We start from the raw sequence: 21,405 nt of genomic DNA, 5'->3' as shown, positions 1-21,405 counted from the left end.
CGTCGCGGCTTACCGGGGCGCGGCGGCGCGCATCGACTCGTCCAGCAGTTCGATGACGTGCACCGCTTGGCCGCGAATCTCGCGCGAACGGAATCCGGCCTCAAGCTGCATCATGCAGCCGGGGTTCGCCGTGGCAACGATCGCCGCGCCGGTCCGCTCGACGTCGTCCATCTTGCTCCCCAGCAGACGTCGCGAGAGGTCACCCTGGACGATGCTGTACAGTCCGGCGCTGCCGCAACAGCGGTCCGGCGTCGCCATCTCGCGCAGTTCAAGCGCGGGTATCTGGGACATGATCGTCCGGGGCGCGGCAGCAATCCGCTGCGCGTGTACGAGGTGGCACGAGTCCTGGTATGTCACGACGCGCGGCACGGCCCCCAGATCGCCCAGATCGTGGACGGCGATGAACTCGAGCAGATCGCGCGTCATCGATGCGAATCGAGCCGCCCGGGCGGCGTATTCGGCGTCGTCAGCGAGCAGGTCGCCGTACTCCTTCATCGTCGAGCCGCAGCCCGCGGAGTTCACGACGATCGCTTCGATGTCTTCGCGCAGCATCGCGTCGATATTGCGCTTTGCGAGTTCGCGCGCGAAGCGGCGGTCGCCGGCGTGCACGTTGAGCGCGCCGCAGCACGTTTGGTCTGCCGCCATGATCACTCGATAACCGAGACGGTTGAGCACGCGCACCGTCGCCTCGTGCGTGCGCGCGTACAGGTGCGGCATCACGCAACCGGTGAGCATCGCGACGCTCTTCGTCAGTCCTTCGGGCTGCTCGGATGGCCTGAACCGCTCCGATGGCACGTGGGGCATCGACTGCTCAGCATCGGCGAGCGACGGCGCCACGCGACGGAGCGCGCCAGTTCGTTGCACGAGCTTGCGTAGCGGCGAGCGCTCGTACACACGCATGGCCGTCATGAGCGTGCGGATGCGTGACTGGTGCGGAAGCACCTGCCGCAGCGCCGCCACGCGCAGTCGCCACGACAGGGGCCGCTTCGGGCTTTCGAGGACGTCCGCGCGGGCGGTCTCCATGATGCGGCCGAACTGCACGCCCGAGGGGCAGGCCGTCTCGCACGCCCGGCACTGCAGGCACTGGTCCAGATGCTTGAGCAGCGACGGCGTCGGCTCGGCGCGGTGTGACGCAACGGCATCGATGAGAGCGATGCGGCCGCGAGGCGAATCCGTCTCCATGCCGAGTTCCAGGTACGTTGGGCACGCCTGCAAGCAGAAGCCGCAGTGCACGCAGCGAGCGATGTCGTCGGCAAGCGAAGGGCGCATGTCGTGCGCATGCGCCTGCTGGTGCACCCGCATCATCTACAACCTTCCGACGAAGCGTCCGGGCGACAGGATCCGCCGAGGGTCGAATTCGTCCTTGAGACGTTTCATGATCGCAAAGTCGGGCCTCAGCGGTCCGAACACGTCGTGCTCGCGCTTATACGATACCGGAGCCGCATCGACGACCGTATAGCCATCGCAGCGCGCCGCAAGCGCGCGTGCATGCGCGACAAGCGCCGCCGGACGATGGTCGCGCGAAGGCCGCGCGTTCACGCGCACGACGCCGGCGCTGATCGTTGCCGAGAGCGTTGCAGCCGCGCCCGCGAAGCGCCGATCGAGCACCTCGACGGCATCCGCCACCGCAAACGGCTGGACGCTCACGCGCAACGCGAGTTCGCCCGGCGTGAAGACGTCGCTCCAGCGGCGCCAGGCATCGTTGTCAATGTGTTCGACCGAAGCATGGAGCCCGTTTGCCAGCGACGTCATCTCGCGCAGCGTCCGCGCGACGCCGCCGGGCGAGCCGCCGACGCGCAAGAGCACCGCCCAACGCGATTGACCGAGCACTGCGAAGGCGCCGGGAGGCGAAAGCAACTCAGCCGCCTCCAGGGATAGGCCGGCGTCCTGCGCCGCGAAGGCGAATGTCGCTGCGGCGTGCGGCGAATGAAAGTACGCCGCCACCGTCTGCCGCGCTGCGGGCGACGGCATCAGTTTGAAGGTGGCCTCGCTGATCACGCCGAGCGTCCCCAGCGATCCCGTATAGAGCTTCGTCATCTCGTAACCGGCGACGTTCTTTACCACGCGCCCGCCGGCCTTGCTGATCGCGCCATCCGCGTGCACGACGCGCACGCCGATCAACCAATCGCGCACCGTGCCGAAGCCGTGCCGTAGCGGGCCGAACGCCGCCGACGCGATGAGCCCGCCGACGGTCGCATCGTTTCCGCAGGGAGGGTCAAGCGGCAGGAACTGATTGCTTGTCGCGAGCAGCGTCTGGAGATCGTCCAACCGCACACCGGGCTCGACGGTCACGGTGAGGTCCGCCGGCTCGTGAGCGACGATCCGATCGAGCCTCGTTGTCGACAACGCAATGTCGAAGCCGGCGGGCAGATTGCCAAGCGAGCGGTGCGTCCCTGCCCCGAACGGGATCACGGCGAGTGCGTGTTCGTGCGCCTCGGCGAGCACCGTCGCCAACTCGTGCTCGCTCGAGGGCGTCACGACGAGGTCGGGCACGATGCCATCAACAACGAACGCATCGAGGTCCCGGTCGCGCAGGAGATCGTCATTGACGCTCGAAGCGACTGCTGCACGAAACTCATCGATGCGGGACGCCGCGACGGAGCTAGACATAGACGTCGGCACCTACCGCGGCGGCCACGCGAGCGACGTGCGCCTGGCTCAACTCGCCGCATCCCTTGTGAGTGGGGAAGGCCTTGCACGGGTTGTAGTTCTCGCCGGCCTTGAATGCTGCCTTCAAGCGTCCCATCACGGCGAGATCCGTGTCGTCGAAGATCCAGGCGAGGAAGTCGCGCTTCTCCAGGCCGACGCCGTGCTCGCCCGTGATGCTGCCTCCCACATCGACGCAAAGCCGCATGATCTCGGCTCCCGCCTCGAGCACGCGCGCCGTCGTGCCGGGGATGCGGTCATCGAACAGGAGGTTCGGGTGCAGGTTGCCATCGCCGGCGTGGAAGACGTTCGCGACGTCGAGTCCGTACTTCGCCGAAATGGCGTACACCTCGCGAAGGACGGCGGGTAACCGCGTACGGGGGACGACGCCGTCCAGCACGTAGTAATTGGGATACAGCCGTCCCAGCGCGCTGATCGAAGTCTTGCGGGCAGCCCACAGGAGATCGCGGTCCGCCTGCCCGACGGCGATGCGAATCTCACGCGCGTTGTTGCTATGGCAAATGCCGTGGATCACATCCGCCTGCTCGACCGTCGCCTCTTCGAGGCCCTCCACTTCAATGAGGAGGATCGCTTCGGCATCGAGCGGAAATCCGGCGTGCAGGACCGGTTCGATCGCCGCGATAATGTTCTTGTCCATCATCTCGAGCGCGGTCGGCAGGATGCCTGCTCCGATCGTTGCCGAAACGGCGTTGCTCGCGTCATCGACGCTGTCGAACACCGCGAGCAGCGTGCGCGTCGATTCGGGCGTACGCATCAGCCGCACGACGATTTTCGTCGCGATGCCCAGCGTGCCTTCCGAGCCGACGAACGCGCCGGCGAGGTCGTATCCCGGCACGTCGCGCGTGCGACCGCCGAGCCATGCGACCTCACCGTCAGCGAGCACAACTTCGACGCCGAGCACGTGGTTCGTCGTGGCGCCGTGAGCCAGGCAGTGCGGCCCGCCGGCGTTCTCCGCGACATTGCCGCCGATCGTGCACGCGCGCTGGCTCGAAGGATCCGGCGCATAGTAGAGCCCCAGCGGCGCCACGGCCTTCGTCAGATCAAGGTTGACGACGCCCGGCTCGACCACCGCGATGCGGTTCACGGCGTCGATCTCAAGAATGCGCTTCATGCGTGCAAGGGCGACGATGATGCCACCGATCGCCGCGACGGCGCCTCCACTCAGGCCCGTGCCGGCGCCCCGCGGGATCACCGGCACGTCGAAGCGATGCGCGATCTGGACAGCGGCGGCGACGTGCTCTGTGCTTTCGGGAAACACGACGGCCTGCGGCGTACCGCGCTCAATCGTGCCGTCAAACTCGTACGCGATAAGCTCTTCCGGCGTCGAGAGCACGCGCTCCTTACCGAGGGCGCGCTCCAGTTCGCGCACGACTTGGCGCGTGACGGCGCCCTTCGGCAGCGGGCGTTCTGGGGGCGGCAATTCAGTCATCAGGGCATTCCGGGGCGGGATACGCCGCATTATAGGCGCGTCACACGGGCCTGAGACAGCGTCACAACAAGAAGCCGCCGGAGGGTTGATACCGGTCGAACCGCCCAAAGGGCTCGCTCGACATGAAGTAGGTCACCGGCTGCGACTTCCATCCCGCTTCGAGCAAGCTGCTCATCATCACGTGGTTGAGAGAAGCCACCCAGATGCTCGCTTCTTCGACGCCCCGGCCGGCCAGGTACTCCGCGGCCATGCGCAACAGCGGCCGTTGTCCGTCCGGTTCGCTCGCGGCGATGGGGCCGATCCATCCGCGCGCGTCGACATAGCCGTAGCCTTCGAGCACACCATCACGCGTCAGTCCAAACGAGTGATGGTCGACCGGGCCGGGCCGCAGGTAGTACTCGTGGTCCTGGCGGCGTTCGGCGCCGAAGAGTTCGCGGTCGATCTCGGCGATACGGTCGAGCCAGCCGGAGCAATCGACGACGCGCTTGCGATTCGCCTTCGGCTCGGGTAGCGCGAGCAGCGCGGAGACGGCGCCGGTCACGCGGTAGCCGGTACCGATGCCGAACATGCCTGACCGCATGTACAACGCCTGCGCCACCGGAGATGACGACGCGACTACTGCGAACACGCGAGCGCCGCGGCGGCGGCCGTAGTCTTGCGCCAAACGGAGCAATTCACGCCCGATGCCTCGGGTGTGTACCTCGGGTTGGACGAATAGCTGCGCCAGGAACCAGATCTCGCCGCGGACAAACGATTGCGCAAACCCGACCACGAGTCCGTCGATCTCGGCAGCCCATGAACCCGCCGGATCGGTGCGCACGAGGTGCCCAGAGTGTCCTCCGAGAGACGGCTGCCAGGGCTGCGGTATCCGCCCCTGCTCGCGGCCCAGCCCTTCGAGCGCGGCCTTGCGGATGTAGGCGGTGACGGGCACGTCCGCTTCTGTCAGCGGCCGGTAGATTGGGGCTGGCGGTTCAGGCATCGGGCGACACAAGGATCTTGTACAGGCCGTCGCGGCCCGCCGACAAACGGGTGAACGCATCGGGTGTACCTTCCACGGCGACGACCTCGGAGATCACCGGTGAGACGTCGACTTCGCCGCGGGCGATCATCATCGCGGTATCGGCGAACTCCGCCCGCGTATAGCCGAGAATGCCGATGTACGTGTACTCGTTGATGATCGAGCGCAGGATATCGAGCGCGTACGTCTGCTCACCGACGCCCGCCAGGACGATGCGCCCGCCCCGGGCCGTCGCATCGGCGCACGACGCGATGCCCACCGGGAGGCCGGAAGCGTCCACCGAGATGTCGGCGCCGTTGCCGTCGGAGAGCTTGTATGCGGTCTCCAGCAGTTGCGACGGCTCGATCACATTCGTTGCGCCGACGGAGTCGGCAGCCGCGCGCCGCCCGGGGAGCGGCTCCGACACAACGATGCGCGTGCCACCGATCTGGCGCGCCGCGATGACGGTAAGCAGCCCAATCGGTCCGGCGCCTGCGACCACCAGCAGTTCATCCGGCTTGTAGGCGCCCTGGATCAGCGAATGACGCGCTACCGCGAGCGGCTCGGTAAGGGCACAGGCGCGCAGATCGGAACCATCCGGTAACGTGACGACGCTGCGGGCGGGCATCGTGACGTATTCAGCGTAGGCGCCGGCCAGCGTGTATCCCATGCCGCCGCCGCCACCAGCCCGACACAGGTTCTCGCGCCCCATCGCGCAGTAGCGGCAAGCTCCGCATCCGGCGCCCGGGTTGCCCACGGCGTGCTGACCGACCTCGATTCCGGCGACGCCTTCACCCACCGCCACTATCTGGCCGCTGAACTCGTGCCCCATCACGGGCTGCATGAAGCCGAGCGCTCGCGGCGGATTCTCAGACTCGTACTCGTGCATGTCGGAGCCGCAGATCCCGCAAAAAGCGACGCGCAGCTTCACCATCCCTGGCGCGGGCTCCATGTCCGGCAGGTCGATTAACTCCATGCTGCGGGAGCCCTTGAGCGCGGCAGCCTTCATCGCGTCCTCCAGTGGACGCGATGATAGCGAACGGCGTTGAAGTGGACTAGGAACGTGGGACAATGACCGCATGGCGGTCCACAGGCGTTCACACGCCTTCATCGTCCGTGACGGCAAGATCCTGGTGCTGCAGAACGCCGGCGGATCCCGGTGGTGGGGCCAGCCGGGCGGCGATATCGAAGCGGACGAAAGCGCCGCCGAAACAGTGACTCGCGAGACGCGCGAAGAGACAGGCCTTCGCATTACCAATCCTGAGCTGTTGCGGACGTGGCAGTATCACGATCGGCGCGGTGACATCGTCGCGTGCCACTCTTATGCAGCCTACGCGCCGCCTGGCGATGTTATCCTCAGCGAAGAGCACTCGGCATATGCATGGATGTCCGTCGATGAGTACGCGGAGCGCTACTGCAGCGATCGAGTTGCCGCGGTGGTGCCGCCATGGGCGCAGTTGTTCCTAGCGGAGATGCGCGAGAACTGCGCACTCTTCCGCGCATGACAACAGTCGCGGACCAACGGGCAGGAGTCGTCAGAGCGCGGGCGATGACGGCTGCAGACCCATCAGCACCCGCCCGACGGTCTCGTAATTCAGGTCCGTGAGCAAGATGTGCTGCGACGCCGCGTACACGTCGCGGAGCTGTCGCTGAAGCACGCTCGTCTCGTACAACGCAGAGCCGCCACCAAGCTTGTACGCAATGTCGACGGTCTGTCGCGCGCTGCTCGTCGCATGCACAACCGCGAGCCGCACCAGCGCCCGCTGCTTCACCGTGAGGCGGCCGCCGCTCTCGAGCGTGTCCCATGCTTCAGCCGCCGTTTCGTACAGGAGCGCCCGGCTTGCGCGCAATGTGGCCTCCGCCCGTGCGACCTCGTGCTGGGCGACGCCGCGCTCTCGCAAGGGCGTGGCCGCCCCGGTGGGCGTCTTGCGTTCGGCGAGCACGATCAACTCATCGAGCGCGCGCCGGGCGATGCCGCACACGACCGGCGCGATCGACAGCGCCAGGAACGAGACGATCGGAAATCGATAGAGCGCGCCCTGCATGGCCGAAGCAGCGGTCAGGAACGGAATCGTCCGCTCCTCAGCCACATGAGCGTTCTCGATAGCAATGTCGTGGCTGCCGGTGCCGCGCAGACCGGACACGCTCCACGTATCGATGATCTGCACGCCGTCGCGCGGCACGACGGCAAGACGCCAGTCGGGCATGCCGCCTTCGAGCATCCTGGGTTGGTCGCCATCGAAGACCAGGGCACCGGCCACGAGCCATGAACAATGCGGTGAGCCGCTCGCGAACTTCCAGCGGCCGGAGAGCCGAAGCGCGCCGTCACCGTCGCGCGTCAGCCGTCCGGCGGGTTCCACAGGCCCGCCGGTGATCACGCCCGGGCGAAAGATCGGTCGCGCAACGTCCTCAGGCAGGTAGGCGCTGACAATCGCCGTGCCGACGCCGATCGCCACGCACCACCCGGTCGCGCCGTCGGCGATCGCGACCTCCTCGATCGCGCGCATCATCGTGATCACGTCGACCTCCAGGCCGCCGTAGTCTCGTGGGACGACCATGTCGAAGAGCCGCGCGGATCGCAGCTTTTCGATCAGATCGGGATCGACGGTGCGCCCGCGTTCGGTCGCATCCGCTGCGGCGCGGATATCGGGCGCCAGGTCTGCGGCCGTCTTTACGATGTGATGATGGGTAACCGATGCAGTCGTCATCGAGGCCTCCAACGAATGAACTGGCGAGGCGCATCATACGCGGGGATGACGGCTGGAGACAGGCGCGGCTACGCGAGGTTTGGCGCCATATGACGGAACAGGTCGCCGATGCTTATCACGCACAGCGGCGTGCCCGCCTGCAGCAGCGGAATGTGCCGGAAGCCCCCAATCGACATCTTGTTGATGGCGACCGCGATGTCATCGTCATCCCGCAGGAACACCGGGTCGGCGGTCATCACGTGGCCGCACGTCACGGCGTTGAGGTCCTCGTTTGGGCCTGCGACTCTGTGCAGGATGTCCCACGGCGTGATGATGCCCGCCAGCCGTCCGTCGTTCATGACGAGCACGCATCCCGTATCCGCGTGCTGCATCATGCGCACCGCAAGCCCCACCGGATCGCCGACGCTCACCTTGACCGGCGAACGCGCCGGCACATCGGCGAGACGCTGGTGGATGAATGCGGGGCCCGTGGCGCCGGGCGCGTCCGGCTGATCCAGGCCGGCAAGGTCGTGGCCGCAGTTGGCGCAGTAGTCCGCGCCTTCGATGTTGTCGTGTTTGCACTCGGGGCAAATCATCGCGCTACTCGACGGTCCACGTGTCGCCTTCGAGGAACAGATCGCGCAGATCGCCCTCACCCTCTGCCTCGATGGCCATTTCGATCTGCTTGTCCATGAGGTCGTTGTACGTCGGCTTCTGCACCGCGCGCAGCACGCCGACGGGCACCGGGTACTCGGGCCACTCCATGCGGCTCAGCGTGAACGCGATCGACGGATCCTCGCGAGTCTCATCGTGGACGAAGAGGTCGGCGTCGGTGACGCCGTTCTCGCCGACCGTCACGACTTCGAACTTCGCGCCGCTGAAGCGCAGCCCCTTGTCGCGCTCCTTGCCGAAGATCATGGGCTTGCCATGCTCGAGCGAGATCGTGCGGTCGGCACGCACTTCCTTGGCGGCAAAGTCCGCGAAGGCGCCGTCGTTGAAGATATTGCAGTTCTGGTAGACCTCGACGAACGACGCGCCCTTGTGCCTGTACGCCCTGTCCAGCGTGGACACCAGGTGATGCGCATCAGTGTCGATCGAGCGCGCGACGAACGTCGCCTCGGCGCCGATGGCGACGCTCAGCGGATGCAGCGGCCGGTCGATCGTGCCGTAGGGCGACGACTTGGTGCGCTTGCCCAGTTCGGAGGTCGGCGAGTACTGCCCCTTCGTCAGGCCGTAGATCTCGTTGTTGTGCAGGATGATCTGCAGATCGACGTTACGGCGCAGCACGTGCAGGATGTGGTTGCCGCCGATGCTCAGGGCGTCGCCGTCTCCCGTCACCACCCAGACGCTCAACTCCGGCCTCGAAGCCTTCAACCCCGAGGCGATCGTCGGCGCCCGGCCGTGGATGCTGTGGAATCCATACGTGTCGACGTAATAGGGCAGACGGCTCGAGCAACCGATGCCGGAGATGAACACGATGTTTTCGCGCGGGATGCCCAGCTCTGGCATCAGCTTCTGCGTCTGCGCGAGGATCGAGTAGTCTCCGCATCCGGGGCACCACCGCACCTCCTGGTCGGACACGAAGTCCTTCCGGGACAGCACCTTCACGTTATCGTCGCGGCTCGCGGTGACCATGATTCCTTCTCTCTTAGGCGGCCAGTTCTGTGATCTTCGCTTCGACTTCGCTGATTGTGAACGGTCGCCCCGATACCTTGTTCAGACCGATGATGTCGACGAGGTAGCGTGACCGGACAAGCATGCGCATCTGCCCGAGGTTGATCTCCGGCATCAGCACCCGGTCGTAACGCTTGAGCACATCGCCCAGGTTCTTCGGCAGCGGGTTCAAGTGATGCAGGTGCGCCGACGACACTTTGAGCCCTTTCGCGCGCGCGCGCTGCACCGCCGTCGTGATGACGCCGTAGGTGCTGCCCCAGCCGAGTACGAGCAGATCGCCCGATTCATCGCCGTGCGCCTCCAGTTCGGGAATGTCGTTCGCGATGCGTTCGATCTTTTCGGCGCGAAGGTGGACCATCTTGTCGTGGTTGGCCGCGTCGTAGTTCACATTGCCCGTGATATCCGACTTCTCGAGTCCGCCGATCCGGTGTTCCAGGTCCGGTGTGCCCGGGATCGCCCAGGGGCGCGCCAGTGTCTCCGGATCTCGTGCGTACGGCTTAAACGTGGCCGGGTCGTGCGCGAAGTCCGGATCCATCTTCGGTAACTTCGTGTAGTCCGGCACGAGCCATGGCTCCGAGCCCATACCGAGGTAGCCGTCCGAGAGATATAGAACCGGCGTCCGGTACTTGATCGCGATCCGCCACGCCTCGATCGCCATCTGGAAACAGTCGGACGGCGTCGATGGGGCGACGATGGCGACGGGCGACTCGCCGTTGCGCCCGAACATCGCCTGCAGCAGATCCGCCTGCTCGGTCTTGGTCGGCATACCGGTGCTCGGGCCGGCGCGCTGCACGTCGATGACGACGAGCGGCAATTCGACCATCACCGCAAGCCCGATCGCCTCGCTCTTCAGCGCCAGTCCCGGGCCACTCGTGCCGGTGAGTCCGAGCGAGCCGCCGAACGACGCGCCGATGGCGGCGCCGACGGCCGCGATCTCGTCCTCCGCCTGGAAGGTGCGTACGCCGAATCGCTTGAAGCGCGACAGTTCGTGCAGGATGTCGCTTGCCGGCGTAATCGGATAGCTCCCGTAGAACAGCGTGCGGCCCGCAAGCTTCGACGCTGTGATGACGCCCAGCGCGGTCGCCTCGTTGCCGGTGATGTTGCGGTACAGGCCCGGCCGCAGCTTGGCCTTGGGCACATGGTAGTGCGTCGCGAACATCTCGGTCGTCTCGCCGAAGTTGTAGCCGGCGCGCAGTGCCTTCTTGTTCGCCTCGGCCACACCTTGATTCTTGCCGAACTTCTCATCGATCCAGCGAGTCGTCGTGTCGAGCGGACGGCTGTACATCCAGAACATCAAGCCGAGCGCGAACATGTTCTTGCAGCGGTCGACCTGGACGGCGGTGAGGCCGCTGTCCTTCAGCGCACGCGCGTTCAACGTCGATACGGGCACTTGGAACACGCGGTAGGCGCCAAGGCTGCCATCATCGAGCGGGTTCGACCCGTAAGCGGCCTTCTTGAGGTTCGTTTCAGTGAACTCATCTTCGTTGACCACAAGAATGCCGCCGCGCGGCAGGTCGCCGATGTTGGTGTTGAGTGCCGCGGGGTTCATCGCGACGAGGACGTCAGGCGCATCGCCCGGCGTGTAGATGTCGTGGCTCGAGAAGCTGACCTGGAAGCCGCTGACACCGGGCAGCGAACCCTGGGGCGCGCGAATCTCCGCCGGGATGTCCGGGAAGGTGCTGATGTCATTCCCGAGGACCGCCGACGTCTTGGTGAACTGGGTGCCCGCGAGCTGCATGCCATCGCCGGAGTCACCCGCGAAACGGATCGTTACACGGTCCAGCTCCAGGACATCCGGGCCTTCGTGCTGGTCGGACTCTCTTGTCAGCGTGGTCACTATGCGCCCTCCGGTTCGGGGATCAACTGGTGGGGGCGCGGGGGCAGGTTCATGACCTGCGCCGGGAACGCCTCGGCCAGGAAGTGGATAATGTCCAGCGTCCGCAGGACGGCGACTGCGCGTCCGTCCTCGTCCACGATGGGAATGTTCCGCTCGCCGGCCTCATTCATCAGCTTGACCGCCGTGGCGATCGGGTCCCGCTGGGTCAGCGTCTCCGGACCGTGAGACATGTATATATCGACACTTTCGTCGTACTTCACGTCCCGCGCCACGATCTTCATCAGCACTTCTGTCTCGGACATGATGCCGATCGGGCGACCGTCATCCTCGACGATCAGCACGTAGCCGACGCCCCGGGTCTGGACGGCCCTGAGCGCTTCGCCGACAGTGGCGGTACGACCGATGGAAACGGGAGTTGGAAGCCCTAAGGCGCTGATGGGGTCGGTCTGGAAGATTTCTTCGACCATTGGCCTCTGCCGCATTGCCCCTCGGGCCGCGGCCGCCCCGCCGAATCTGCAGGCGGGCGCGCATTCCAGCCTCATTGTACCGCAGGTTCGGCCGCGCCGACGCCGCGCTCCGGAACTTCGATGGCCCCATTGACGCCACCGATGCGCAGGCGGTACCTATACTCACTATCTTGACCGTACCGCGCTTCGCGAGCAGGGGAAATGCGCTGAGCGCTTTATCAGATACAGGAGGCACTGATGATCAAGGCCTACGTCCTCGTCGTCACCAATCCCGGTGAAACGCGCAACGTGGTTGCCGCCATTGGCCAGATTGCGGGTGTCGTCGAACTGCACGAGGTGATGGGGCCCTACGACATCGTGGTCGAGATCGAGGTGGAGCAGCTCAGCGAGGTGCCGGCGATCCTCAGCGACAAGATCCGCAGCGTCCCCGGCATAGAAAGCACCACCTCACTGGTGACGTTCCCCGAGTCGTAGTAGTCAGAGAGCGGCGCCTTCTTCCTTCATGGCTCGCAGCGTGCGGCGGAACGCCTCGACCGTGCGGTCGACGTCTGCGTCGGTGTGCGCTGACGATACCATCATGCCGTCGCCCATCAGGTCTATGCCCTCGTTGAGCATGCCGCGTCTCAATGCCTGTGATGCCGCGCCCGATACACGCGGTGGCGCAACCGGCAGCGCGCGCCAGCCCCAGCCGTAGCCATCTGGCGGCTGCTGCTCCATGCCGATCGCGATGTGCAGCATCGATGAGTGGCCGTACACGGCGCCCGCGACGGCTTCCTCGCGAAACGCGCGGTTGAGTTCGCGCGCGAGTTGCGCTGCCGTGGATGCCGCGCGGTCCTGGTGTACGCCCGTGGCGGCGATTTCCAGGCACGCTGCGCCGGCCGCCGCCGACAGCGGGTTCGCGTTGTACGTACCCGGATGTGCGATGCGCGCCCGGCGGCCATCGTTCGGCGAGTTCTCGCCGGGGATCGAGATCTGTTCGATGATCTCCTCGCGGCCGGCGACGGCGCCGCCGGGAAGTCCGCCGCCCAGGATCTTGGCCATCGTCGTCATATCCGGCGTGATGCCGTACGCGGCCTGCGCGCCGCCGGGCGTCACGCGGAATCCCGTGATCACTTCGTCGAAGATCAGCACGACGCCGTGTTCCGCTGTCAACTCGCGTGCCCGCCGCACGTACTCGAGATCGATGGGATGCGTGCCCCAATGCGCTCCGGTCGTCTCGAGGATCATCGCTGCGATGTCGCCGCCCTCGTCGCGGAGCGTGCGCTCGAGGACTTCAACGTCGTTCGCCTGCAGCACGATCGACGCGGCGAGCATGCCTTCGGGGATGCCGGGCGATCGAGGGACCGTCTCCTCAGGCGGCGGTTGGCCAGTGAGCGCGTCGCTCCAGCCATGAAAGTGCTCGCGCAGCCGGATCACTTTCTCACGGCCCGTATAGGCGCGCGCGAGGCGCAGCGCCATCATCGTCGCCTCGGTCCCGGACGACGTGAAGCGGAGTCGTTCGGCGGACGGGACGAGGTTGCAGACCAGCTCGCCCCAGCGCACCTCGGCCTCGTGCGACGCGCCGTAGTGGGTGCCAAGCTGCGCTTGCTCCGCGACGGCCTCGACGACCGCCGGATGCTGGTGACCGAGCAAGAGCGCGCCGTGGCCCATCACGTAGTCCACGATCTCGTTGCCATCGACGTCCCACTTGCGGCTGCCGGCGGCGCGCGCGGCATACAGAGGGAAGGGCGACTGGTGCCGGATGTCGTGCGTGACGCCGTTAGGAAAGAGTCGAAGCGCGCGCTCGTGGAGGGTGCGGGAGCCGGGATGCATCTCTACATAACGATCGAGAATGGTCATGGTCCCTCCCGACAGCACGCACTCGATGTCGCGGGCATCATAACGCGGAGAGTTCGTTCTCGACGTGGTCGAGCAGATCCTCCGCGTCATCCTTGAGCTTTCCATCGGGGTGCAGCGCAAGACAGCGGCGGAAGCCTTCGGCGGCGCGCCGGTACAGGTCGCGTGGCACGAGATCGATACCAGCAGGGCGGCGCCGCGCGATCTCGTGCGCGGCAAACTCGTAGCACCAGGCAAGCGCGTACCAGATGCCCGGATCGTCGTCACGCGCGGCCGCCGCACGTTCGAGGCAATCGAGGCCTTCCGCGTACTGCTGCCGGCGCGTGATCATGGTCGTCCCGAGATGTTCCAGCGCCTCGACGTAGTGCGGGTCGAGCGCGAGTGCGCGCCGCGTGAGCGCCACGCTCTGCGCCACGTCGCGCGCTTCGTGACGTTCGCGTGCCTGCGCGAAGAGGGCTCGCGCTTCGTCGGACTGCGTCAGCTGAGCGCCTCGACGAGCTTCAGCAGTTCATCCTCGGTGAACACGCGAAACGAAGACGTCCGTACGTTGCCCTGGCTGCTCACCGACATCGAGACGCGCGACATCGTCTCGTCGTCCGGCGCTTCGGCAACGACCACGTAGTCATACACGCCCATCGCGAAGAAGAGTTGCTTTAGCTCGGCGCCATGCTGCCGGAAGGTCGCGCGCGCATTTTCAAGACGTGAGGGCAGGTCGTGCATCGTCCGCGCGCCCTGGTCGGTGAGATTGCAGAGAACCACGTAGGTCGCCACGATGTACCTCCGCCGGCACCTTGATCCGTTCCGATCGGAACCGTCCGCATACCATCCGCTGGAGTGGCAGCATCTGTCAAGAACCGGCGGGCCGCGGCGAGGGCTCTGGAGCCCGCGAGGGCGGCCGCGCGAGTTGACCGCGGGGAGGGCCGCCGATAAACGGGCGCATCTCCAGCAACTGTCGCAAGAGGAACATCGCCGCCAACAGGAGGTACGCGTACGAGAACGTGTCGCGCGAGATGATGTCGTGCGGCGTAAAGAACTGCGCCAGGAAGAGCACCAGCAGCGTGCCCGCCTCCCAGAGCGACATGCGCAGGTTGATCAACAGCACTACCGCCAGCAGGCTCTGTGCGGCCGTGAGGAACACCTCTTCGACCTGACGCTCATCTGTCGGCAACGGGTCGAGGGACTGGCTCGACAGCGCGAACGCGATCGGCAGGGTGCCGATCAGCAGCGTCCACTGGTTCACCTTCGACGAGACGAGCGCGCCGAGCGCGGCATCGGCGCGCATTCGCCACGCCAATAGCGACGCGACGAGGAACTCCGGGAACTCCGAGGCGAGCGGCGCGAGCCATTGCACGAGCGTAAATTCGTCGATACCGAATTGCGTGCCGGTTTCGATCAACCCTTCTGCGAAGGGCTCCGCGGCGAGCAGGATCGCAACACCCGCGTACAGGAACATGGCCACGAGCACCGTCCGGCGCTGCCGGGTCGGCAGGTTGCCTATCGTCTCGGCAGGGCCGACGAGGGATGACTCCTCTTCGACATCACCCCGCGATGCCAGGTAGACGTAGACGCCGAACAGGCTGATCAGGAACGCCGCGTCGAAAAGCGTAATGCCGCCGCGGAACGGAATGATGAATGAGTACACGGTCGCGATCGCGAGGATGCCGACCTCGTTCCGGTGCACCGACGCGAGCTTGAGCACGCTGCCCTTCGTCCGGAACCAGAAGATGCCGACGACGACGGTCCAGCCGACGCCCACGAGCAGCCGGTTGCCGCCCGTCATGTTCGCTGTTGCGTAAGAAGCGTACGACGGGTCTTCGCCGGCCTTCCACGCGAACACCGCATCCACGGCGTACTCCGGCAGCACGGCGATCAGCGCCAGGCCCGCCAGCGCCAGCGTGCGAGGCACGTCGCGCTCGGCGGCTTCGGCGGTCCACGTCAGCAGGAACGCGGCCGAGACGATCGCCAGGCCAAAGAGCAAGGTCTCGAACCAATGAGGGGCGCTGAAGACGTGAAACCGCGCCAGCACGGCTGGCCAGGCCATGAGGCCCATGAAGATCGGCCACTGCCACGTCCGCAAGAAGCTCGTCAACGCGCGCGCCTCCGGGCCACAAAAAAACCCCTGATGACCGTTGTCATCAAAGGTCTCACCGCACCAACGCCTTCGCGAAGGTAGTCCGGACCGGTCTGCCTGCGGCGGACGGGTTTGTCGATCCGGACCGTCCCGCGCTGCGGGACCGATTACTCCCCTTTGCCTGCGTGCACGCTATCGTCAATACGACGGAGCGTCAATTGGCCTGATGTCGTCAGCCCGCGCGCGCCCCACGCCGGCGCTCGTGGCAGGCGGCGTGCTCGAAGCCATCGATCAGTTCCGTGTCGCAGTAATCGTCCGGGGTCTCGCCGAGCTCAGGCAAGCGCAGACCGAGGTCGAAGAAGTCGCTTCTCGTCATCGGTTGGGCGCAGTCAAGGCACCGAAACATGACGCGTCCGCGCTCATCCAGGATGGTGTCGGCCTTTGTCCGCATGGGCGTCAGACCTCCGCTGCTTGCTAATCCCAACGCGCCAGATTGAGCCGTGTGACAGGACGCGCTCGTCTTTACATAACAACAGTCACCAGATTGACCCACCCGGACCGATGATCCAGACAGGGGAGTAGATCCAGGGTCGAAGACGTCTGGCTTCACGACGATGTGGCCGCGGGAGTGTGCGCGGCCGGCGTGCAAGACACTGAGCCCCCGCGAGCGGTGGCGCTTCGGCGTCAATCGCGGGGAAACATCAGCCTCGGCACTCGCGTTCTTTCGTGTAGCCGCGACTTCAAACAGGGGTACGACGATGAGCGACCGCGATTACTATGAGATCCTCGGCCTGACGCCGACCGCAGATGGGGCGATGGTGGACCAGGCGTACTGGCACCTGGCGCGAAAGTACCAGGGTCTCGCTGCCACCAATCCGCGCGCGCAGCATCTGCTGGACGAATTGAACGAGGCCTACGGCGTGCTCGGCACGCCGCGCTTGCGCGAGCAGTACGACGCGTTCCGCGACGATGTCCTGATCCGTAAGGGCATGGTGAAGCCCGTAAAGGCGCGGCCGCATGCCGCCCAGCGCCGGGCGGAGGAAGGCGCACCCGGCGAACGTCCGGGCCGCGACTGGAGCATTCCGCACGTCCAACATGTGCGAACCTACGCGGTAGCCGGAGTCATCGCTTCGCTGGCGTTTGCGGGCGCATGGCAGGGCGTCAATCTTGGCTTCGTCATCGCGGCGCTGGGCATTGGCCTCGTATTGTCGCTCTCGCCGGCTGTGACGAGCCGCCTCCAGGGTATGCAGCTCTCGATGCCGTCGATGCCACAGGTGTCGATGCCGCAGATCCAGGCGCCGAAGATCGGCATGCCGAATCTGCCCGACTTCCAGCTGCCAGATCCGCCGGGCCGGGAAGATGCCATGGACGCCGACGAATTGCATTCCTCGACGGCGGCGACGATCGCCCGGTGGCGGGCGAGCATCGGCCTCAAGGCGCCGATCGAGCCCGTTGCGCGCGAGGACGCCGCTCCGAGCACGACCCTCGTCGACATCGTGAAGGGCGAGCAAGACATCGAGACGGAGAGCGAACCGCTCAACGCCGTCCTGGCCATCCTGCGCGGTTCGCACCGCGGAGCCGAGAGCCGCGGCTAGACCTCCTCACGTCTGACGCGTACTTTCCGTGGTAGGGCACGAAGCCCCAAAACGCGTCTCACGCTCGTATTCATATGATCGCACTATAGATGTTATGTAGCCGTCGCTAGTCCTTCGTACATAACGGATCTCCCAACCCGCGCGGCCCTTTCCCGAATCTGACGCACAGGCTCCGGCGGTCCGCCCCTGAAGCGGAGAGAACGACGTCTGCATTCGCTACGTGCCGTACCGTCAAGTGACTCGGGGCCAATCCGATACTCAATCGAGGAGATAGCCGGATCCGCGCAGACCCGCGCGGCGGCCGTGTACGCATGAGTTCAACTTCGTCCCAGGAGAGTGTCGCCGAGGCCATGTCGCACATGCGACCGCATCGCCGTTCCCGAGCAGTGGACCATGCCATCCGGCTGTCGGGTATCGTCCTCGTCGTCACGACGGTCTCGGTGATCACCGTCGGACCATCGCTTATGTCACGCGAGACATATACGGCGCTCCAACTCTTCTTCGTGATGATCGGCGCTGCCTACGGCATTTTCCTTGCCGCACATTCGCGCACGATGCACGTCGGGCTGGAGCGCGCCTATTCGGCCCACCTGGAGGAGCTCAGCCAGCGGCTTCGCAACATGGCCTACCGGGATGCCGTCACGGGCCTCTACAATCACCGCTACTTCCGCGAGCAGCTCTCGCACGAGCTCGAGCGCTCCGCACGCTACGCACAGCCGCTCTCGATGATCCTGATGGACATGAACAACTTCAAGGAGATCAACGACCGCTACGGCCACTTCATGGGCGACAAGTTCCTGGGGTTGGTTGGCGAGGTCATCGACCGGCATATCCGGGGCAGCGACGTCGGGGCAAGGTATGGCGGCGACGAATTCGTCATCGTCCTGCCGAACACGACGACCGATGAAGCGGCGTTGACCGGCAATAAGCTCGTGACTGCCGTCGCGAGCTGCGCGGCCATGACGGCCTCAGGCGAGTCTGTCGAGCTGGGCGTATCGTATGGCGTCGCTTCGTTTCCGTCCGATGCGAAGACGGCCGGCGAATTGATCCAACAGGCCGATGCGCGGCTGTACGCCGCCAAGGCCGATCGGAGGGTCGGGCGGCGGCGCGGGCGCTCTTCCGTCGCGTGATCCGCGCGCCTTGGTTGCCCGAAGAAGCCGAATGCTAGACTGCCAGACGACATTGACTCCGGCGTCGGCTCCTCCCGCCCTCGTCCGGCACGCGTAAGGAGTCCTCAGGCGCATGCTGAACGCCGCTCGCTGGACCGTTCTCGGTCTGCTCGCCGCCTCTATCCTCGTCCTGGCGTTCGCAATCGGCTACGTGCTGGCCGACGACGATGCCTCCGCATCGCCAACCGTCAACTCTCCCAGCGACGGCCAGGACCTCGAAGGCGACATCGACTTCGAGACCCTCAACCAGATCCTGGATTTGCTCGATGACCGCTACGTCGACCCCGACCGGATCGATGAGCAGGCGCTGTACGAGGCGGCCATCAATGGCATGCTGCAGACGCTGAGCGACAGCGGCACCTTTTACGTCGATCCGGTCACGGTGGCGACGAGCACCGGTCCCAGCGGCTCTTTCGAGGGCATTGGCGCGACCGTCGCCTCGGAGAACGGCGAGATCATTATCGTCGCGCCGATCGAGAACACCCCGGCCGAGCGCGCAGGCATCCAGTCCGGCGATGTCATCGTGTCCGTCAACGGAGAGTCGACGGAGGGTTGGACCCAGGAGAAGGCGGTCATCATGATCCGCGGGCCCAAGGGCAGCACGGTAACGCTGGTCGTGCGCCACAGCGACGGCCAGGAGGAGACGCTCGAAATCGAGCGCGACGAAATCGAAGTCCAGAGCGTCACAACGCAGCCCCCCGGCGGCGCGCTGCAAGACGGCGCCGGCACGCCGATCGACGACGTCGCATACATCTACATCCGCGAGTTCACGCAGCCGACGATCGAACAGTTCCGCCAGGCGCTGCGCGACGCGGTCGACAGCGGCAAGCGCGGCGTCGTCCTCGACCTGCGCAACAACCCGGGCGGACTGCTGCGCACGACCGTGGAGGTCGCCGACGAGTTCCTCGATGAGGGCATCGTCCTCAGCGAAGTCGAGCGGGGTAACGACGATCCACAGCACATCCGCGCCGGCCGCGGCGGTATCGCGACGGAGATCCCGGTGGTCGTGTTGATCAACCGCTTCAGCGCCAGCGGATCGGAGGTGCTCGCCGCCGCCCTGTCCGACAACGGCCGTGCTACCGTCGTGGGCGAAAAGTCGTTCGGCAAGGGCACGGTCAATATCTCCAACGACCTGGGAGACGGCGGCCAGGTCTACATCAGCATCGCCAAGTGGCTGACACCCGATGGCCTCGCGATCGATGGCGTCGGCGTCCGGCCCGACATCGAGGTGCAACTCTCGGACGAAGACATTGACCAGCGGCGCGACGTACAGCTTTTCAAGGCGCTCGACGTGCTTCGCGGTACGGACACGACGCCGGCCACGGCGTTAACGCCGCAGGCGAGCCCCACCGCGGATCCGGAAGCGACCCCGACGGACGGCGGTTAGTCCGGCAGGCGTTATGTCCGACAACAAGCAGGTCGCCTCGAACCGCAAGGCGTTCCACGACTACGAGATCCTTGAACGCGTAGAGGCCGGCATCAGCCTCACCGGCACCGAGATCAAGTCGATCCGCGCAAATGGCGCCAGCATCCGCGAGGCGTACGCGCGCCCGCTCGATGGCGAAATGTGGCTCTACGGCGCCCACATTGCGCCCTATGAGGCCGGCAGTCACATGAACCACGAACCGACGCGCCCGCGACGGCTGCTTCTGCACCGCAAGGAGATCCACGAACTCGCACGCTCGATGAACGAGCGCGGCCTCACCGTCATTCCGCTCAACCTGTACCTGAAGCGCGGCATGGCCAAGGTCGAGCTCGGACTCGTGCGCGGTCGCAAGCAGTACGATAAGCGCCAGGCGATCGCAAAGCGCGATGCGGAACGCGACATGCAGCGCGCGCTGCGCCACAGCACGCGATGACGCGCGTGCCGGATGAGGTCGACCGTATCCGCGAGGCCTACGCCGCCCGCGCGCGACGCGGCGCCGACGATCGTTACGGCCTCCACGATCGCGCGAACCTGTATATGTTCCAGCGTCGCGAACGCGCGCTGCTCGACCTGCTGCGACGGCAGGGCTTGACGCCGCTCGATAACAAGCGCGTGCTGGACATTGGCTGCGGCAACGGCGAAGTGCTGCGCGACTTCCTGCGCTACGGCGCGCGCGCAGAGATGTTGAGCGGCATCGATCTCCTGCCGGAGCGCATCGATGCGGCGCGCGAGCGGAGCGCGCCGGCGGTAGAGTTTTCCCTAGGGAATGCGGAGCATCTGCCCTACCCCGCCGGGCACGTTGACCTTGCGTTGATGTTCACGGTTCTGTCGTCGGTCGTCGACGAGCCGACGCGACAGCGGATCGCGACCGAAGCGCTGCGCGTGCTGCGGCCCGGCGGCACGCTCATCACCTACGACTTCACGTGGAATCCGACGAATCGCGACGTCCGCGGTATCAACGCACGGGATCTGCGCGCGCTTTTTCCTGCGTGCATGATCGACGCGCGACGCATCACGCTCGCGCCGCCGATCGCGCGTCGGATCGCCCGCGTCTCCTGGCCGCTCGCCGCGGCACTCGAAACGCTGCCCTTCCTTCGCAGTCACCTGTTGGCGGTGGCTCGTAAACCAGGATGATACGTTATGTCACGTCCGGATCCGGTATACTGTATTGCACACCGCGCTCCTTGAGCGCGCTTTCGGGGACGAAAGGGCTCGACAGGGGTCGACGGATCTGAGTTGCAGGCGGAGGGCGGCCATCGACCTCCTTAATCCAGGTGGCCAATCATAGTTGGCGAACGACAACTCGCCCTCGCCGCCTAAACAGCGGTGACGTTCGCCTCCGCCCCACCCCGACGGACGGAGGACGAGCGACGATTAGCCGGGGTGCTGTCCGCGGGACGCCGATAGCGCGGGCCTAAGACCATCGGATAGTCCGGCGCGACGACGCAGCGTGGCGCCGGGCGAAGTTAATCTGCGGAAATAAGCCTGTAGCAGACTCAGGGCGGCGCACCACCTGGACGGGGAGTTCAACTCTCCCCCGTCTCCACCAA

The 21,405-nt window shown here is 65.8% G+C and carries 22 protein-coding genes and 1 other RNA gene; 8 read left to right on the top strand and 15 right to left on the bottom strand.

The annotated features are described in order from the left end of the window. Positions 1 to 9: 9 nt before the first annotated feature. From WEB52_00115 to WEB52_00095, 5 genes are all read right to left on the bottom strand, one after another. Positions 10 to 1,305, bottom strand: coding sequence for a heterodisulfide reductase-related iron-sulfur binding cluster (locus tag WEB52_00115; protein MEX2224831.1), 1,296 nt, complete (start codon positions 1,303 to 1,305; stop codon positions 10 to 12). Beyond that, a complete protein-coding gene (locus tag WEB52_00110) occupies positions 1,306 to 2,610 on the bottom strand; it encodes an FAD-binding oxidoreductase (protein MEX2224830.1) in 1,305 nt (434 codons plus the stop codon). Next, positions 2,603 to 4,096 carry an FAD-linked oxidase C-terminal domain-containing protein gene (locus WEB52_00105; GenBank protein ID MEX2224829.1) on the bottom strand — a complete coding sequence of 498 codons (1,494 nt, stop codon included), beginning with the start codon at positions 4,094 to 4,096 and terminating at the stop codon, positions 2,603 to 2,605. The genes WEB52_00110 and WEB52_00105 overlap by 8 nt, the downstream gene beginning before the upstream one ends. A 61-nt stretch (positions 4,097 to 4,157) precedes the next feature. After that, positions 4,158 to 5,075, bottom strand: a complete 918-nt coding sequence (locus WEB52_00100) for a GNAT family N-acetyltransferase (GenBank protein ID MEX2224828.1) — start codon at positions 5,073 to 5,075, stop codon at positions 4,158 to 4,160. Continuing rightward, the gene (locus WEB52_00095) at positions 5,068 to 6,102 is read right to left on the bottom strand and encodes an alcohol dehydrogenase catalytic domain-containing protein (protein MEX2224827.1); all 1,035 of its coding nucleotides are present in this window, start codon (positions 6,100 to 6,102) and stop codon (positions 5,068 to 5,070) included. Before WEB52_00095 ends, WEB52_00100 begins: the two co-directional genes overlap by 8 nt. 70 nt (positions 6,103 to 6,172) lie before the next feature. Between WEB52_00095 and WEB52_00090 the strand changes: the two genes are divergently transcribed. Then, positions 6,173 to 6,598, top strand: a complete 426-nt coding sequence (locus tag WEB52_00090; protein MEX2224826.1) for an NUDIX hydrolase — start codon at positions 6,173 to 6,175, stop codon at positions 6,596 to 6,598. A 30-nt stretch (positions 6,599 to 6,628) separates the two neighbouring features. On the opposite strand, the gene WEB52_00085 is transcribed toward WEB52_00090, so the two are convergent. From WEB52_00085 to WEB52_00065, 5 genes are all read right to left on the bottom strand, one after another. After that, complete coding sequence (locus WEB52_00085; protein MEX2224825.1) at positions 6,629 to 7,801, bottom strand: acyl-CoA dehydrogenase family protein; 1,173 nt, start codon at positions 7,799 to 7,801, stop codon at positions 6,629 to 6,631. Positions 7,802 to 7,869: 68 nt separating this feature from the next. After that, on the bottom strand, positions 7,870 to 8,376 hold the full coding sequence (locus WEB52_00080) for a CBS domain-containing protein (GenBank protein MEX2224824.1): 507 nt from the start codon (positions 8,374 to 8,376) through the stop codon (positions 7,870 to 7,872). Positions 8,377 to 8,380: 4 nt separating this feature from the next. Beyond that, positions 8,381 to 9,415 carry a 2-oxoacid:ferredoxin oxidoreductase subunit beta gene (locus WEB52_00075; GenBank protein ID MEX2224823.1) on the bottom strand — a complete coding sequence of 345 codons (1,035 nt, stop codon included), beginning with the start codon at positions 9,413 to 9,415 and terminating at the stop codon, positions 8,381 to 8,383. A 13-nt stretch (positions 9,416 to 9,428) separates the two neighbouring features. Further along, complete coding sequence (locus WEB52_00070; GenBank protein MEX2224822.1) at positions 9,429 to 11,291, bottom strand: 2-oxoacid:acceptor oxidoreductase subunit alpha; 1,863 nt, start codon at positions 11,289 to 11,291, stop codon at positions 9,429 to 9,431. Beyond that, complete coding sequence (locus WEB52_00065; protein ID MEX2224821.1) at positions 11,291 to 11,758, bottom strand: CBS domain-containing protein; 468 nt, start codon at positions 11,756 to 11,758, stop codon at positions 11,291 to 11,293. Before WEB52_00065 ends, WEB52_00070 begins: the two co-directional genes overlap by 1 nt. Positions 11,759 to 11,995: 237 nt before the next feature. Here WEB52_00065 and WEB52_00060 point away from each other — a divergent pair, with 237 nt between their 5' ends. Beyond that, positions 11,996 to 12,232, top strand: a complete 237-nt coding sequence (locus tag WEB52_00060) for an Lrp/AsnC family transcriptional regulator (GenBank protein ID MEX2224820.1) — start codon at positions 11,996 to 11,998, stop codon at positions 12,230 to 12,232. 3 nt (positions 12,233 to 12,235) lie between these two features. Here the strand turns inward: WEB52_00060 and WEB52_00055 are convergent, their stop codons facing one another. From WEB52_00055 to WEB52_00035, 5 genes are all read right to left on the bottom strand, one after another. Further along, positions 12,236 to 13,597 (bottom strand): aspartate aminotransferase family protein, encoded by a 1,362-nt coding sequence (locus tag WEB52_00055; protein ID MEX2224819.1) that lies wholly within the window; start codon positions 13,595 to 13,597, stop codon positions 12,236 to 12,238. 37 nt (positions 13,598 to 13,634) lie between these two features. Beyond that, positions 13,635 to 14,009, bottom strand: coding sequence for a hypothetical protein (locus WEB52_00050; GenBank protein MEX2224818.1), 375 nt, complete (start codon positions 14,007 to 14,009; stop codon positions 13,635 to 13,637). 62 nt (positions 14,010 to 14,071) lie between these two features. Continuing rightward, positions 14,072 to 14,365, bottom strand: coding sequence for a GYD domain-containing protein (locus WEB52_00045; protein MEX2224817.1), 294 nt, complete (start codon positions 14,363 to 14,365; stop codon positions 14,072 to 14,074). A 76-nt stretch (positions 14,366 to 14,441) separates the two neighbouring features. Then, the gene (locus WEB52_00040; protein ID MEX2224816.1) at positions 14,442 to 15,683 is read right to left on the bottom strand and encodes a sodium:calcium antiporter; all 1,242 of its coding nucleotides are present in this window, start codon (positions 15,681 to 15,683) and stop codon (positions 14,442 to 14,444) included. A 214-nt stretch (positions 15,684 to 15,897) separates the two neighbouring features. Further along, the gene (locus WEB52_00035; GenBank protein MEX2224815.1) at positions 15,898 to 16,041 is read right to left on the bottom strand and encodes a hypothetical protein; all 144 of its coding nucleotides are present in this window, start codon (positions 16,039 to 16,041) and stop codon (positions 15,898 to 15,900) included. A gap of 382 nt (positions 16,042 to 16,423) precedes the next feature. Between WEB52_00035 and WEB52_00030 the strand changes: the two genes are divergently transcribed. From WEB52_00030 to ssrA, 6 genes are all read left to right on the top strand, one after another. Further along, entirely contained in the window at positions 16,424 to 17,260 is an 837-nt protein-coding gene (locus WEB52_00030; protein MEX2224814.1) for a J domain-containing protein, read from the top strand. Between the two features lie 386 nt (positions 17,261 to 17,646). Continuing rightward, positions 17,647 to 18,390: a GGDEF domain-containing protein gene (locus WEB52_00025; protein MEX2224813.1), complete on the top strand. Its 744-nt coding sequence runs from the start codon at positions 17,647 to 17,649 to the stop codon at positions 18,388 to 18,390. A 112-nt stretch (positions 18,391 to 18,502) separates the two neighbouring features. Beyond that, the gene (locus WEB52_00020; protein ID MEX2224812.1) at positions 18,503 to 19,816 is read left to right on the top strand and encodes a S41 family peptidase; all 1,314 of its coding nucleotides are present in this window, start codon (positions 18,503 to 18,505) and stop codon (positions 19,814 to 19,816) included. A 13-nt stretch (positions 19,817 to 19,829) separates the two neighbouring features. Next, positions 19,830 to 20,288, top strand: a complete 459-nt coding sequence (gene smpB / locus WEB52_00015) for an SsrA-binding protein SmpB (protein MEX2224811.1) — start codon at positions 19,830 to 19,832, stop codon at positions 20,286 to 20,288. Continuing rightward, positions 20,285 to 20,989 (top strand): class I SAM-dependent methyltransferase, encoded by a 705-nt coding sequence (locus WEB52_00010; protein ID MEX2224810.1) that lies wholly within the window; start codon positions 20,285 to 20,287, stop codon positions 20,987 to 20,989. Before smpB ends, WEB52_00010 begins: the two co-directional genes overlap by 4 nt. Before the next feature lie 64 nt (positions 20,990 to 21,053). Then, positions 21,054 to 21,404, top strand: a transfer-messenger RNA (tmRNA) gene (gene ssrA / locus WEB52_00005). The last annotated feature ends 1 nt before the right edge of the window (position 21,405 follow it).

It is taken from the genome of Dehalococcoidia bacterium (assembly GCA_040902535.1).
GTDB lineage: Bacteria > Chloroflexota > Dehalococcoidia > DSTF01 > JACRBR01 > JBBDXD01.
Note: the sequence above shows the minus strand (reverse complement) of the source record. Positions and strands in the feature narration are given on the sequence as shown.